Below are 15,227 nucleotides of genomic sequence, written 5' to 3'. Positions count from 1 at the left end.
TACTATGGCTGTAAGAAGGCAAAAAAAAGTTCCTTATTCTTTAATGCAGAAACGGTATAGACGTTTGCTTTCGAATTTTGTTCATGCAAAAGGTACCTCTTTGTTGCTTTCTTGGGCGATAACCCTCTTTACTGGAGCGGCTTTTATTGTCATAATAAGTGTCGGACTGTTATTCAGTTATCGTTTCATTACGAATAGTACTTTTTTTGCGGTGCAAAAAATTCAGATTTCTGGAAATGTCCGTTTGGAACAAGAAGACGTTTTAAGTCTTGCTCACCTTAAAAGTGGTGACAATAGTATCGCAGTAAATATTTCAGAGATAGAATACCAACTGCTCCGTAGCCCTTGGGTTGAAAACGTATCAGTTAAGCGTCAGTTACCGGGTAATCTCGCTATTACTATTGAAGAGCGCGAACCACGCTATTGGATGCGGCAAGAGAACCGCATCATTTATGCAGATGAAAAGGGAAATCCTATTGACTACGTAGGCACGTATAAATTTGCCTCCCTTCCTTTTCTATCTGTAGATGCAGGCACAGAACATTTATTACAACGGTTGCCACAATTGTTGGCAGAACTGGATTCTTCGAGACTTCCGGTGTCATCGCAAAATGCTGCATGGATAAAACTGAGCTTAAGCGGCGGGATTACACTGTTTCTGGAATCAGAAAATATTTTGTTGAGCGTTGGAGTAGATAACTGGGCTTCCAATTTGCGTCATCTGGTCGCCACTATTGATGATCTTAAACGGCGTAGCGAATTTGTTAATGTTCGCAGTATTAAGGCGGAAGATAGAAACGTCTGGGTGAATACCGGTACTACTTCCAAACTGGCAAGTTAGATAAAGAGGAGTGTTGCATGTCTAAGTCCGACCTCATTGTGGGCCTTGATATTGGAACGACAAAAATTTGTGCCGTAGTCGGGGAACCTGCTCCGGGCGGGGTCGATATTGTAGGCATTGGCACTGCTCCGTCCACTGGTTTGCGCAAAGGCGTAGTGGTAAATATTGAGCAGACTGTCCAGTCTATTAAGAAAGCTTTGGAAGAAGCTGAATTAATGGCAGGTTGTGAAATCGCTTCTGTGTATGCAGGTATTGCCGGCAGCCACATTAAAGGGTTTAACAGCCATGGCGTGATCGCAGTTAAAGGCGGCGAAGTATGCAGCCGTGATGTTGAACGTGTTATGGATGCCGCAAAAGCGGTAGCTATTCCACTTGATCGTGAAGTCATCCACACCTTGCCACAAGAATTTATTGTTGATGATCAGCATGGAATTGCTGATCCTCTCGGTATGGCGGGCGTTCGTCTTGAAGTTCGTGTGCATATCGTAACAGGTGCAGTGACAAGTGCTCAGAATATTGTGCGTTCCTGTCACAGAAGCGGCCTTGATGTTTCTGATATAGTACTCGAAGCTTGGGCGTCTTCCAAAGCTGTTCTGACAGCAGAAGAAAACGAGATCGGTGTTGCGTTGGTAGATATTGGTGGCGGAACTACTGATATTGCCGTATTCGCAGATGATTCTGTTAAACACACTGCAGTGTTGCCGTTAGGCGGGCAGAATCTTACCAACGATATTGCTTTTGGTTTGCGTACTCCTATGGTGAGTGCTGAAAAAATTAAAATGAAGTATGGCTGTGCACTGGCTGAAATAGTGCAGGGTGATGAAGTTATCGAAGTGCCAAGCGTAGGCGGTAGAGAGCCAAGAAAGCTTTCCCGTCAGGTTTTGGCAGAAATTTGTGAGCCACGCATGGAAGAGATTCTTACTCTTGTGGATCAGGAACTTATCCGATCCGGATTTAAGAATCTTATAGGTGCAGGTATTGTTCTTACTGGTGGAACTTCTCTTATTGAGGGTTGTCAGGAACTTGGTGAACAAATTTTTGGTCTCCCGACCCGTATAGGGTACCCTCGCGGGGTGGGCGGACTTAAAGATGTCGTTAACAGCCCTAAATTTGCAACAGCGGTTGGTTTACTCAACTACGGATCTGAAAAAGAAGATTTCGATATTCATTTCAGTAGTAGCAGTCCAAAGCGTGAAAGTTCTATGTTCAACCGTGTGCTTTCTACAATGAAAAAATGGTTTACAGATGTCTCTTAGACGCTCCTGTAAAAGTATAATGGGTCTACAAGTAACCTAGGTATTGGCAAAAGGAGAGGCGTATGGAATTTCATGAAATTGAAAACGACAGCCAAGCGAAGATTAAGGTTGTCGGTGTTGGTGGCGGCGGAGGCAATGCCGTTAACAACATGATTAGCTCCGTACTGAAAGGTGTTACGTTTATTACTGCAAACACTGATGTACAGGCGCTTAACAATTCTCAGGCAGAAGTAAAAATTCAACTTGGTGATAAGCTCACTAAAGGTCTTGGCGCAGGTGCAAATCCTGCCGTTGGCCGTGAAGCTGCACAGGAATCTATTGACCAAATCCGCAACGCAATCGGCGAAGCAGATATGGTTTTTGTTACTGCAGGTATGGGTGGAGGCACCGGTACTGGTGCAGCACCAGTAATTGCTCAGGTAGCAAAAGAAATGGGCGCACTTACCGTTGGTGTTGTAACCAAGCCTTTCTTCTTTGAAGGCAAAAAGCGTCAGGAAGCGGCTGATGCCGGAATCGAAGCATTCCGTGAGCATGTTGATTCTCTCATCACCATTCCGAATGATCGCTTGCTTTCTTTGGCTTCCAAAAAAGCAACCTTCGTAGAAATGCTTAAAAAAGCTGATGAAGTTTTGTACTTTGCAGTTAAAGGTATTTCTGACCTCATTATGGTTCCGGGTCTTATCAACCTTGACTTTGCTGACGTAAAAGCAGTTATGGGTGAATCCGGTCTTGCTATGATGGGTTCCGGTAGTTCTATAGGTGAAGGTCGTGCGCGCGAAGCCGCAATGAAGGCAATCACCAGCCCACTGCTTGAAGATGTATCTATTGATGGAGCTCGTGGTGTTCTTATGAACATTACTTGCGGTCCAGATCTCACTATTGATGAAGTGAGCGAAGCAGCTGGCGCAATTCAGGAAGCAGCACACGACGATGCACGTATCTTCTTTGGTACTGTGTTCGACGATACTGTTGGTGATGAAATGCGCATTACTGTTATTGCTACCGGCATTGATACTATGGATGCTGGAACACAGGGAAACGGATCAGGCGTTGCGGTTAACAGCAATGGTGCACGCAGCGTAACGTCTCTTTCTTCCGCCCGTGCAAGTGCACCGCGTGCTGAAGCTGCCCCTACTCCGCAGACTCAGACATATCAAGCTCCACAGTCACAGGCATATCAGGCACCGCAGGCGCAGGCAGTTCAGGCCGCTCCAGTTCAGGCTCCACAGCCTCAAGCTGCACCGGTGGATCCTTCTGTTCAGTCTGTACCTCAGGCAGAGTCTGTACAGCAGGTTTATTCTGCACCTCAGGTTGCTCCAGTACAGTCAGCACAGCCTGTACAAGCTGTTCCACAGCCAGTGCAACAGCCACAGGCAGTTGCTCCTCGCGTAGAGCCAAAGATGGATATTACCCATCCTGAGCCAGCACGAGAAGGCTACGATTTTAAAGCTGATGACACCAATGTGCCAACGTACATCCGCCGCAGTGCACAGGCTGCACAGCGTGCTCATAAAGTACGTCATGCTCACGAACCAGGGAAAGACACTTTCGTTTTTGAAGAAGATTTCGAAATTCCGTCTTTTATTCGTAAGCAGGCCGATTAGAAAAATTCGGCGCATAGTTGCGTTTTTGCGTAGGCTTATAAAACAGATTTGTTCTGTTATAGACACCCCATTCGTGGGAAAGGTCGTTCTATAAGTTTTCGCTAGAGGTAGTAGACCCTGTCTCTGAGCAGTACTCACGCCTCTCTGCTTAGAAACAGTTTAAAAGCGCTGTTCAGTATTACTGAACAGCGCTTTTTGTATGTGTATATAACGCAGCGTATACTATGTAAGACTACGTGCTGCTTTTTCGTTTAATGTGGAAAACAGCGCGTCCCTCCGCCTGTAGTGTATCTGGAGTGGAAGCACTGTAGAGGCGGACATGTACGTTCGCAACAGAGTTTGCGAGCATACGGACTTCGCCTTCCCCTATTAAATTCTCCAGCATTGCCGGACGTTGGTAATCGACACGCAGATCAATGGTTGCGCTTTTGTCTTCTGGTTTTAGATGTGTCCACAAGGCAGAAGCCGCGACAATATCAACGAACATAGCGGATATACCGCCGTGTAAAATTCCGCGCTCCATATTCCCGCCAAATTCTTCTTTGTATGGAAGAAGCAGTTTTATGAAACCGGGTTTTGCATCAATGACTTGAATATTAAGAAACCGGTGAAAAGGACTTCCGGATTCAATAAAGTCTATAAGTGGCTGGTGAATATTTTCCATAACAGTAGTGTACGCAGAAAAGTTGTTGTCAGCAATTGCGGGCAGCAATCCTACGCACCAGTTCAGAACTGGTAATTGTTCTGAGCTGGTGCGTAGGATTATCGGTCGCTTAAAGAAAACAGGTAGATATATTCGCGTAAGAATTATTCTGAGCAGTTTAGTTCAGAAACTTTTGTCCAGTCTTGAACTTTTGCTTCTCTGTAAAGGCGCTGGAAGTTACGCTTCACTTTTTGGCGTGTGAAGTAAGGAATATAGAGATTTATCTGACTGCGGTAGATACGGCGGTTTTTTTGGAAATCAATCAGTACAGGAGTCTGTTCGTCACGAACGAGAACATTTCTGCGTGCCACTCCAAAGTGATCAAGAGAATACTTATGGAGAATGTCGCGGCGAAGTTGTTCCAGTCTGCAGAAAAAAGCATCAGGAAGGGCTTTACCTTTGTAGTGATCAAGACTCGGAGCGGTAGTGCCTTCGGCAGTCATAACACGTTCCATAACCAGCCCGCGAACACCAATGGAAGTCATATACATACCATCAATGCGCACAAAATATTTTTTGAGAGCATCAGGAACGCATTCGATAATTTTTTGATAGTTGGCGTATTCAAATTCCAGCATGTCATCGATGCCGTATTTTTTCTTTGAAACTAAATTCGGATCGGGTTTTTCGCCTTGGTATTTGCGATGTGGTGCAAGTACCTTAACGCACATGTTTGGTGCATCTTTGACAACATAAATGTTGCTCCAGCCGCCAACAGAAGAAATTAATTCGCCGAGTTCAATCATAATTCTCTCTTCAGTTTCTTAAATAATCGTAAATCAAAGTCGCGTTGTAGCCCCTTGGGAAAGTCTTAGCAAGTATGCCCTGATGAGTGTGGTTCTGCACAAAGAAATCTTTATTGTACAAATAGATGTAAGATTGTGTGCAACAGGCTGCTGTAATCCGCCTTATGTAGACAGAGCAGGAGGCTCGAATGGGGGTAGGGAAGAAGGCGTTTTTGTCAGTTGGAGACAGTGTGTCTGTAGTTAACAGGTGCTAAGTTGGTAGAGAAAACAAGCCCCGCTGTGCGGGGCTTGTAATTATCTGTGTGCCATCTGGCGAAGTCGACTTACGCGTTCTTCGATTGGTGGGTGTGTGCTAAAAAGTTTAGCCATGTTGGCGCCTGAAAAGGGATTAACAATAAACATGTGTGCGGTCGCTTCACTGCCATGATGCATTGGTACCCGCTGTGAGTATGCGTTAAGCTTTTCTAATGCTGATGCAAGGTACAATGGGTTTCCAGAAAGGCGTGCTCCTGTATCATCTGCAAGGTATTCGCGGGAACGGGAGATTGCAAACTGAATAAGGCTGGCTGCAATTGGTGCTACAAATGCAAGCAGCAGCGCCGCAAACGGGTTACTTCCTTCCTCATCATCTCCACCTCCAAATCCGAAAATTGCAGCAAATTGCATGAAATGTGCAATACTTACAATGGCAGATGCCATAACACCTGCAATTGACTGGATCAGAATGTCGCGGTTGGTGATATGCCCGATTTCGTGCGCTAGGACTCCCTTGAGTTCTTCTGTTGAAAGAAGTTGCATGATGCCCTGAGTTACCGCCACAACACCATGTTCCGGATCACGACCAGTTGCGAATGCATTTGGTGCCTGCTCGGGAATTATGCAGATACGTGGTTTGGGTATACCAGCTTTGTATGCAAGTTCTTCAACGATATTGTGCAGCATAGGAGCATCATGCGGGGAAACTTCCTGTGCTCCATACATGCGAAGAACAATTTTATCTGAGTACCAGTAGCTCCCAACATTCATGAGAAGAGCTAACACGAAAGCGATAATGATCCCGCCCTTGCCACCAAGTGCTCCACCCAGAACGATAATAATTCCGGAGAGTAGGGCAAGTAACATCATTGTTTTTAAGTTGCTTGTCATTATTCTTGAGTCTCCTTGCGAAAATGATCAATGCCTGAATGAGTATGAATACTTTCTTTATCTGGAATGTATAAGACGTGCCAGATAAAAGGCAACCTTTCGGATGGAAAAGGTTGCCTAACATGTTGAAACTATTTTTTCTCGCAGGTGAGATTGCCTATTAGTTATTTGTTGAAGATGAGCATATGGAACTTTCGGATAAGTTCCGGCGTTGCGTTTGAATACCAGTGTCCGGTGGCAATGGCGATTCCATAGAAGGCAAGCAGAACACAGATGCCGCCGATGGCTATGGTCGCAAACGGTACTTTTTTGTTGAACGTTCGGACGGTGAGGCAGTCGTTAACTGGGCATACCCCTACACATTCTGCGCACCCTACACATTCTGGCGAATGAACAGTTTTTCGTTTGTCGACATGGATGGCTGAAGGACAAATTTTTCTGCACTTACCACAGGAGATGCAGGAACCGGTATCGCGCGTAATAGCTGTAGGGCTGAATGTGGAACAAAGTCCTAATAGTGCGCCGTAAGGGCAGAGGAATCGGCACCAGAAGTTGCGGATAAAAAGAGAAAGAACTGCAAGAATAGCAATTACGATCAATGTGGTTCCAGACGGGGCAAGAAAAAATGTCAGCATTTTGGAATCAGCAACATAGTTGTATGGAAGGGTGAGAAAACTGCTGATTTGGCGGGTGCTCATGTTGAAGACAATGAAGTATACAAATCCGCTTAGGATAAGATATTTGGGTACAGAAAGAGCACGTTCAACCCTTGCTGGTAATTCTTTTTGCAGTCTTAATTTTCGTCCGAGTTGTTCTATAAGGTTCGAGATGAATCCCACAGGACAAATGTATCCGCAAAAGCTTTTTCTGAATAAAAGTGCCATCCAGATAAAGGCAAAAAAGAGCGTCAAGCCGGCAGGATGAACCATATCCCACTTTTTTGTGAGAATGAATTGTTTGGCTGCCATAAGCGCACTGATAGGGAGGAATGCTTCTACGGACGGAGGTTTAGAAACGAATACCGAAGATTGGCCTGTTGCCCATATAAAATGTTGGAAGAGACGGTAGCCGATAAAGAGGCAGAATAAGAGAAAAAGACACTGAATAACGCGCCGTAGAATATGGGGCGTTACAATTTTTTGAGACATAGTCTACAAACCTCGTCTACGTTTGATGAAAAAACTACAGAAATGCTTCGCAAAGGGTACATCTGATTGGGGTTGCCCATCTGTCGCCTAGCTGACAATTACGCTTTATTAAGGATGTCTGCTGTAGTGCAGGCCGCAAAAAAGGACATGTACTGCATGAGTTCATGTCCTGAAGTAGACCGGTATTCCGGTCAACCAGTTCCATAACGGTTTCTGGTTGCGGCAATTAGCTTGTTTTTTTGATGTAGCGCAATGCGCAGGCAACTGCAGCTATTCCGAGAAAAAAGAAAATATAATCCATGTTGTCACTCCTTGTCTGTTGAGCCTGCCAGCTCTTGAAAATTTTTTAGCCCACGCAGGGTACATACTGTAAATTACTGATATTCACAAGAAGATAGAGGCGGCTTACTTCCTTGTAACTCTTTGGGAGAGAGGCAGTTAACCTGTGAGTTTAGCAAAAGCCTTGGCTGCTTCCTGAACAAATTTATATACCAGCGTCTGGCTTTTTCGACCTGTGGCATCTTCTACACCGGTGTGCGCGTCAACTCCTGACGGTTTTACAATGCGGATTGCTTCAGCAACGTTGTCGGCAGTTAGTCCACCTGCGAGAATGATAGGGCGCGGTGATTGCTGCACTAGCTCGGCAGAAATGTTCCAATCGTGGGTTAAACCTGTCGCACCGTCTGCACCGGTTTTAGAATTGTGGGTGTCAGTAATGTATGCATCAACATAGGGGGCACTATCTTTGACAACTTGCAATAGTGCCTTTTTGTTGCTGCCGTCTGCCTGTATTACAAGTGATTTAATGATGTAGAGATCTGGTGCAATGCGCGCAAGCTTTTGCAGTTCTGCCAATTCAACATGTCCATGTAATTGTACATGTGTAATGTTCAACTCGCTGCAGAATTGGACGATATCTTCTGCTTTATCGAGATATGTGATGCAGACGGGAAGAATATGTGTACAGGTCTGTTGGATAATTTCCCGGGCCTCATCTTCTGTGATGTCTTCCTTGTTGACCGGTAGACGTAAAGGCAGCCCCACACAATGCACCCCACAGTCGGCAAGCATTTGTGTTTCCTGCACGTCGTGGACTCCGGCAATCTGTATGAGGCTGTGAAATTTTGAATGTTTATTGAGCATGCGTGTCAGTTAGAATGGACGTGAATGCATTTTTCTATTTTGGAAATAGACACTTTCTGTGTACCCGAAGCGGCGCGCATGTTCTTCCAGCTTGTCGAAATTGAAAGCTACGGACGATGTGGAATGAGCGTCGGAACCAAAGGAAATTGGCAGGTTAAGCTTGCTGGCAATACCCATGATAATCTCACCCGGGTAAATTTCCTGACAACTCTTGCGTATTCCGGCTGAAGAAATCTCCATGGACATACCTGCATCACGAACAGCTGAAAGTGCTTGGTGCACTAGCGCCTGTGCTTCTTCTGTTGCAATCCATTTGCTGAAATAAGCGCATGAGAAAATCTTAATGATATCGGGATGTGCAATTGTGTCAAAAATACCCGTCTTAGCCATCGTGACCATAGTTTCGAAGTACTTTTTGTAAAGTGCTACCTGTTCATCATAGTTAAGAGATTCCCAATCTGCTTCCGAGTAATCAAATCCCCAGTTTTCTAAAAAATGGATGCCGCAAAGCACATAATCAAAATCATGCTTTGCAAGTTGTGCCTTAATGAATTCTTCGTTGCCTTCCATCCAATCTACTTCAATACCCAGTAAAACAGTAACGTCATCATTGTTATTTTTCAGAGCAGTTACTTTTTTAATATAGGTGTCCCAATGTGCTGCTAAATGCTCTCTGTACTCTCGTTGTGGGTAGCTCATGCCCGCTGGGCGTACCGAGTGTTCAGAAAAGCCGAATACCTTAATCCCTTTTTTTACAGCAGCCTCATACATCTCTTCAGGTGTAGCTTTGCCATGGGAGTACAGCGTGTGTATGTGGGTATCAACGGAGATCATAATAGTCCTGTGTTATTTTTTAGGATTTTCAACAACAATGGCAAATGCTTTGCGCACTGCATCTTCAATTTCGTTATCACGGACAGGATCACGCAAAACAATTGTCCCCTGCTGTGCGTATCGTGGAGGAAGGGAGTTGAGCGATAGCGCATAAATGTCCAACAGATCTTTTTCGGATGGCTTGTAGTATGGAGGGGTATCCATAACTTGTTTCATAATCTTGATTACGCGCACTTCGTTCCTGTTGCGGATATTAAACAAACTAATTTCATTCAGAAAATATTTTTTGTTGTCCATTCTGCACCCCTTTTATCTTTTTGATAAAATACACATAATATTGTTGGCAGGCAACGAATAACACAGGATATGAGGGGACTGCTGCTGCCGTTTTGTTGAAAATAGACGAAGACACAAAGAGCCCGCAGGCTTGGTGCCTACGGGCTTTTACTGGACAGTGGATGTTTGTTTTAGGTCTGATTATATTATGAAAGCTTTTTCTGCATTCGTGCCCGGAGCATAATGGCCATGAAGTTCATGCTTAGTACCAGCACAATGAGTACAAGAGATGTGCCGTATTGCAGCGGCCGTGTTTGCTCGATATTTGTACCGGCAGTAGCCAGAACATATATGTGATATGGCAGAGCCATTACGCTGTCGAAAATAGATTGTGGAAGCAGTGGAGAAAAGAACATTGCCGCGGTAAACATGATTGCTGCGGTTTCACCTGCAGCGCGTCCTACAGAAAGAATGGCGCCTGTCAAAATTCCCGGTGCAGCAGCTGGCAGTACAATCCGGTAGATAGTCTGCCATTTGGTGGCACCGAGTCCTAATGAGGCTTCGCGGTATGTGGGGGAAACACTCCTCAGCGCTTCCTCTGAGGCTCCAATAATTAGTGGAAGGACAAGTGCCGCAAGGGTAAGCATACCTGCGAGGAGCGAAACCCCCATACCAAGAACCGTAACAAAGAGTGACAGGCCGAACAAACCAAACACTACAGAGGGGACACCTGCAAGGTTGTTAATTGCAAGCCTGATAAGATGAACCACTTTGCCCGGTTTTGCATATTCATGAAGATAAATTGCGGTGGCAACGCCCCATGGCAGTGCAATAAGCATGGAGCCGTAGGACAGGGCAATCGTGCCCAGAATACATGGGAAAATCCCGCCTTCTGTCATAGCGTTACGCGGGTTTTCGAGTAAGAATTCCCATGAAATGGCAGGAGCGCCATAATATAGTACGAACCCGCAGACAATGATTAGCGCAAGCGCGTTAATGATCACGCTCAGTTTGAACAGCGTGAACATGCATTTTTGAATAACGTGGCGCATAGAGCATGCTCCGGAAGTGGCGGGCGAATGATGTACTATTTGGTTTCCTGCAGTGTCTATCAACTGAGACATTGTACTCTCCTTGTTGCTACAGCGAAGCCGTGCCGATTTGTTTTTTCTTTTCTGCAATATACGCTGCAAGAACATTGAACATCAGGGTGAACAGAAATAGAACCATGCCTGTAGCGAAAAGAGCATAATAATGTTCGCTCTGATATGGTGCTTCTGCCATTTCTGCTGCAATGGATGCCGGCATAGGGCGCACAGGGTCGAAAATTGATGTTGGTGTCATTGCGGCACCGCCAGCTACCATGAGAACTACCATAGTTTCACCTATGGAGCGTGCCATACCGAGAATTACAGCCGTACTGATGCCGGGCAGTGAAGCAGGGATAACTACGCCGGCAATGGTTTGCCATTTTGTGGCGCCAAGAGCGAGTGAGGCGGCTCTGAGTTCTTCCGGCACACTGAAGATGGCATCTTCTGCTATAGAAGTAATTGTAGGTACTGCCATGAATGCCAGCATGATAGAGGCGTTAAATAAGTTGAGTCCTGTTGCAATGCCGAACCATTTTTGAAGCAGTGGTGCGACTACAACCATACCGAAGAAGCCGATAACAACGGAAGGCAGCGCTTGCAGCATTTCAACAAGCGGTTTGACGATGCTGCGCATACGCGGCGTTGCTATTTCTGCAAGGTAGATTGCAGTCATAAGTCCAAGTGGTATGGCAATGCAGGAAGAAAATGCAGTTACGGAAAGTGATCCCGTGATCATGGGCAGAATCCCGAAGTCTGCGGGATCGTCTGTCGGATACCAGTATTTACCGAATATGAAATCCGGTAAGGATATTTGATGAAAAATTGGTAGCCCTTCCATAATGAGAAAAATCATTATGAGAGTAAGAACGAGAATACTCATCGAGGCAATGGCAAAAAAACTGCCGTGGATTGCCATTTCCTTATGTTGTCTTGAAATCCGCATAGTATGTCCCCAATAGTGCAGATGCATGAAACCTGCCTTTCCTTACGGTAAGGAAAGGCAGGTAAATAGATTCGGCAGGTTGCCTAGCGGCGGATGAAGCCAGCCTGCTCAACGATATCCTGACCTTTTGGAGAGAGGATGAATTCAACGAGTTGGCTTGCTGCAGAAGAAGGTGCAGAAGAAGTGTAAATTTGTAAGGTACGTGCCACTGGATAGGTTTTATCTTTTGCAGTGGCAGCACTGCCTGTAATACCGTCTACAGAAAGTGCTTTGACTGTATTGTTGATGTAGCCGATGCCATCGTAAGCGATGGCGTTTTTGTTTTTAGAAACAGCCTGCAGTACTGCACCGGAAGATGCCTGAAGCAGTGCACCCGGGAATACGCGTGCTTTCTTCATAATAATTTTGTGCCATGTTTCGTAGGTACCGGAAGAAGTATCGCGGGAAATAACGATGATCTTACCGTCATCGCCACCAACTTCTTTCCAGTTGGTGATTTTACCTTCGTAAATGGCTTTGAGCTGACCGGAAGTAAGGTTGCTTACCGGGTTGGACGGGTGCACGATCGGAATAACAGCATCAAGTGCGATTACGTGCTCAACAGGGGTGAGGTTTTTAGAGTTGGCAAGTTTGATTTCTTTGCCTTTCATTTTACGGGATGCCATTGCGATATCAGTACTGTTATCGAGAAGTGCTTTTATACCGTTTGAAGAACCGCCGCCGGAAACAGCGACAGGGGTGCCGGTTTCAGCAATGAAAGCTTCAACAGCTCGTTGCATAATAGGGAGTACTGTTGTGGAGCCCTTAACTGTAATAGAATTAGCAGCCATAGCAGGTGCAGTAAGACTAAGAACTAAGAAAGCAGAAAAAATATAGTACCAAGGACGCATGTTGATTCCTCCAAAATTAAAAACGTAGATAGTTTTAGTTGCGTTGGAAGGAAACTAATGAACCTGTGTTACGAAAAAGTGTCGCATGCTGCACAAGTCTGTGACGCAATGTGATAACTATGTTGCAACGTTATTTTGCCTATAAAAAAGGATGGAGGTAAAAGTCTCCATCCTTTTTGAGGTTGTGTTTATGTTAAGGCAACACAAGGTTTACTAACGCTGCAATGTCGCGGATGTGCGGATCGTGCTGCTTTTCCAGCCATATGAAGTATAGCAGAGCATCCGTATGAACGGCAGGAAAAAGCTCTTTAGTCCGTTCCAGAATGCCTGTCGCTTTGACGTATGCAGGGTTTTCATCTGAAAGTATTTCAATAAGTTTTGTTTCAACTTTTCGTAATGTTATTGTCGGATCAAAGCGTCGACGTTTTATCCATCCTTTTAGATACTTGCGTAAAAAAGTTATTTGTTCTTTTTTGAGTTGTACTTCGCAATGTTCGGAGAAAATATATCCTTCGATGAGTGCTGGACACATGCTGTCCCACAGTTCTCCTGCCGGCTGGTCGTGCTGCCCTTCTGTCCATGTTTCAAAAAGTACTGTAGCATCTAACCCCAGTGGCGAATATGTCGTTGCAAGGTCTTCCACAATATGCTGCATAAAGTGGGCGGTAATAGATTGTCGTTTGTTACGCGGCAGTGCTGTGTACATGCAACTTTGTGGGGCTTTCCCTTCTACGGTAGCAGTAACGGTTGAGCTGTTTATAAAACCGGGAGGAAGTTTAGCATATTGCCATGTGAGGTTGGTTCCCACAGTTGAATCTTTCCAGAAGATTACTGCATTACCGGAAAATTGATTACCTTCAATATTGTCCGGCGTAACTTTGATGTTCACATTACTCCATGTGACAATATAGGTCTTACCTTTTTGCGGGAACTCATTGTCATTACATAGAAGAAGCAGTGCCTGAAGCAGAATGGACGATTCAGATTCTTTGCGCGGGAGAATACGTTCATATAATAGTTCTTTGCCGGTTTCGTGGCCTTTCTTGTTAGAGACGGCATCGGTGAGTATTTCTGCAAAGTCATCCAGCCGGGTGTGTCCTTCAAACTCTTCCAGAATATTCAGAGCATGCAGCGCATAGGAAAGGGCATTTTTTGGTTCAATGCGCGTTAATTCATCAAAAAACCAAGCACAGCTTGCAAAGCCTGACAGCGCTTGTTCTTGCATGAAAAGAAGAAGGGTGGCTTCATGCTTCTGTTGTTCTGTAAGTCCCTTGAGGGTATACTCGGACATAAATTCATCACGATTTTTTTGTCCCGAAAGGACGGTGCCGTAAGCTTGCAGTGCTTCTTCCGGTGAATTGTAGTACTCGTGTGCTTTTAAATCAAAAAAATTATCAACGCATTCTTTCATAAAATTCATTGCGTCGCGTAATGGTTTCCGCCACTCCTGCTGCCAGTCAGGATGTCCCCCGTCTGTACAGCCGCAGTTGCTCCGCCAGCGTTCTATGCCGTGCGCACAACTCCATGCAGAAGGTTCATACAGGCGAACCTGCTGCTGCGGTGGATTGCTGGCAAGGAATGCTGCAAGGTTTATTAATTCTATGCCGTCCCGTGAGCCTCGGGCGTTATCTATTACATGGGCAAGTGCCATTTCTCCGAATTTGAAGTGGTGACCGTAGGTTTCACCGTCAGTACTGATTGTAAGAACGCCGTTGCTTGAGGATGACTTTATTTTGTTCCAGAACTTATCGCCGTCAGAAAGAAGGCGTTCAAATGCTACCGCCTGTGATATTTCAGCATCGTAAAAAAATACTGCAATGGTTCTCCCGCTTGGCAACGCTATCTGGTAAGGCATGGAAGTATCAAAAGCGCTGTCTTTGATTGTTTCCCAGTCTCCGTTATTCCCTATTGCCTGGGCCTGATGCGGTGAAAGAATCGTAAATTTTATATTATGTCGGGCCAAAGTCTCCAGTGTGGCTGTATCAATTGCACATTCTGCAAGCCACATGCCTTCCGGTTTTCTTTCAAAACGCTTTGTGAAGTCTTGAATGGCCCATTGAATTTCGAGTTCTTTGTCCCGTTTATTTGCCAGTGGAAGAATGGTATGATGGTAACTTTGCGCAATTGCGTTGCCATGCCCAAATCTGTGGACGCTGGCTTTGTCGGCTTCAATGATTCGTTTGTAGGTGTCAGGGAATGCTGTTTCCATCCACCGCATAAGGGTAGGACCTACATTAAAATTGATCCATTCATAACAGTTTATCAGTTCAATAATATTTCCCTTGCCATCAAGACGTTTAGCAAATGCAAGAGGAGTGTAACTTTCCCGTGTGATACGTTCATTCCAGTTAAGCATTGGTGCAGCACTGCCCTCAGGCATTATCTCGCCTAACCATGGATCTTCGCGGGGGGGCTGGTAAAAATGACCGTGGATACATAGATAAGGGGACATGGTTCCTCCATGATGCTTCAATTCGGGAAATTGTATCATAAAAGGATGACAACTGGCCGTTAGCATGATTATGTAACGGCATAACGAGACTGTTTGGATTATTTATTCTATTTTTGTAGGCAGTAGTAAGCTTTTTTTGATTAGCTAGAGGGAT

14 protein-coding genes are annotated in these 15,227 nt (G+C 45.2%); 3 read left to right on the top strand and 11 right to left on the bottom strand.

The genetic code is table 11. The features are described 5' to 3' along the window. Nucleotides 1–4 precede the first annotated feature (4 nt). The 3 genes from F461_RS0106145 (at nucleotide 5) to ftsZ (ending at nucleotide 3,701) form a co-directional block, all read left to right on the top strand. Complete coding sequence (locus tag F461_RS0106145) at nucleotides 5–841, top strand: cell division protein FtsQ/DivIB (RefSeq protein ID WP_020000272.1); 837 nt, start codon at nucleotides 5–7, stop codon at nucleotides 839–841. A gap of 17 nt (nucleotides 842–858) precedes the next feature. Beyond that, a complete protein-coding gene (gene ftsA / locus F461_RS0106140; RefSeq protein WP_020000271.1) occupies nucleotides 859–2,097 on the top strand; it encodes a cell division protein FtsA in 1,239 nt (412 codons plus the stop codon). A gap of 62 nt (nucleotides 2,098–2,159) precedes the next feature. Continuing rightward, nucleotides 2,160–3,701 carry a cell division protein FtsZ gene (gene ftsZ, locus F461_RS18920; RefSeq protein ID WP_020000270.1) on the top strand — a complete coding sequence of 514 codons (1,542 nt, stop codon included), beginning with the start codon at nucleotides 2,160–2,162 and terminating at the stop codon, nucleotides 3,699–3,701. 232 nt (nucleotides 3,702–3,933) lie between these two features. Here the strand turns inward: ftsZ and F461_RS0106130 are convergent, their stop codons facing one another. The 11 genes from F461_RS0106130 to F461_RS17230 all read right to left on the bottom strand — a co-directional run bounded on the left by F461_RS0106130 (nucleotide 3,934) and on the right by F461_RS17230 (nucleotide 15,073). After that, nucleotides 3,934–4,413, bottom strand: coding sequence for a PaaI family thioesterase (locus F461_RS0106130; protein ID WP_020000269.1), 480 nt, complete (start codon nucleotides 4,411–4,413; stop codon nucleotides 3,934–3,936). 95 nt (nucleotides 4,414–4,508) lie between these two features. Continuing rightward, the gene (locus F461_RS0106125) at nucleotides 4,509–5,150 is read right to left on the bottom strand and encodes a YrbL family protein (protein WP_020000268.1); all 642 of its coding nucleotides are present in this window, start codon (nucleotides 5,148–5,150) and stop codon (nucleotides 4,509–4,511) included. A 294-nt stretch (nucleotides 5,151–5,444) separates the two neighbouring features. After that, on the bottom strand, nucleotides 5,445–6,296 hold the full coding sequence (htpX, locus tag F461_RS0106120; RefSeq protein ID WP_020000267.1) for a zinc metalloprotease HtpX: 852 nt from the start codon (nucleotides 6,294–6,296) through the stop codon (nucleotides 5,445–5,447). 164 nt (nucleotides 6,297–6,460) lie between these two features. Further along, a complete protein-coding gene (locus F461_RS0106115; protein ID WP_020000266.1) occupies nucleotides 6,461–7,444 on the bottom strand; it encodes a 4Fe-4S binding protein in 984 nt (327 codons plus the stop codon). A 438-nt stretch (nucleotides 7,445–7,882) separates the two neighbouring features. Beyond that, entirely contained in the window at nucleotides 7,883–8,530 is a 648-nt protein-coding gene (locus tag F461_RS0106110) for a phosphoribosylanthranilate isomerase (protein WP_235633763.1), read from the bottom strand. Nucleotides 8,531–8,596: 66 nt separating this feature from the next. Then, nucleotides 8,597–9,421: a histidinol-phosphatase gene (locus tag F461_RS0106105; protein WP_020000264.1), complete on the bottom strand. Its 825-nt coding sequence runs from the start codon at nucleotides 9,419–9,421 to the stop codon at nucleotides 8,597–8,599. Between the two features lie 12 nt (nucleotides 9,422–9,433). After that, on the bottom strand, nucleotides 9,434–9,718 hold the full coding sequence (locus F461_RS0106100; RefSeq protein WP_020000263.1) for a late competence development ComFB family protein: 285 nt from the start codon (nucleotides 9,716–9,718) through the stop codon (nucleotides 9,434–9,436). Nucleotides 9,719–9,903: 185 nt separating this feature from the next. Continuing rightward, nucleotides 9,904–10,821 carry a phosphate ABC transporter permease PstA gene (gene pstA, locus F461_RS0106095; protein ID WP_020000262.1) on the bottom strand — a complete coding sequence of 306 codons (918 nt, stop codon included), beginning with the start codon at nucleotides 10,819–10,821 and terminating at the stop codon, nucleotides 9,904–9,906. Nucleotides 10,822–10,837: 16 nt separating this feature from the next. Further along, complete coding sequence (gene pstC / locus F461_RS0106090) at nucleotides 10,838–11,731, bottom strand: phosphate ABC transporter permease subunit PstC (RefSeq protein ID WP_020000261.1); 894 nt, start codon at nucleotides 11,729–11,731, stop codon at nucleotides 10,838–10,840. A gap of 83 nt (nucleotides 11,732–11,814) precedes the next feature. Then, nucleotides 11,815–12,621 (bottom strand): phosphate ABC transporter substrate-binding protein, encoded by an 807-nt coding sequence (locus F461_RS0106085; RefSeq protein WP_020000260.1) that lies wholly within the window; start codon nucleotides 12,619–12,621, stop codon nucleotides 11,815–11,817. A gap of 193 nt (nucleotides 12,622–12,814) precedes the next feature. Then, the gene (locus F461_RS17230) at nucleotides 12,815–15,073 is read right to left on the bottom strand and encodes a DUF3536 domain-containing protein (protein ID WP_162139287.1); all 2,259 of its coding nucleotides are present in this window, start codon (nucleotides 15,071–15,073) and stop codon (nucleotides 12,815–12,817) included. Nucleotides 15,074–15,227: the final 154 nt, after the last annotated feature.

It is taken from the genome of Halodesulfovibrio aestuarii DSM 17919 = ATCC 29578 (assembly GCF_000384815.1).
In the GTDB taxonomy this organism is placed as follows: Bacteria; Desulfobacterota; Desulfovibrionia; order Desulfovibrionales; family Desulfovibrionaceae; genus Halodesulfovibrio; species Halodesulfovibrio aestuarii.
The sequence above is the reverse complement of the archived record's forward strand: the minus strand, read 5'-3'. Positions and strand labels throughout refer to the sequence as shown.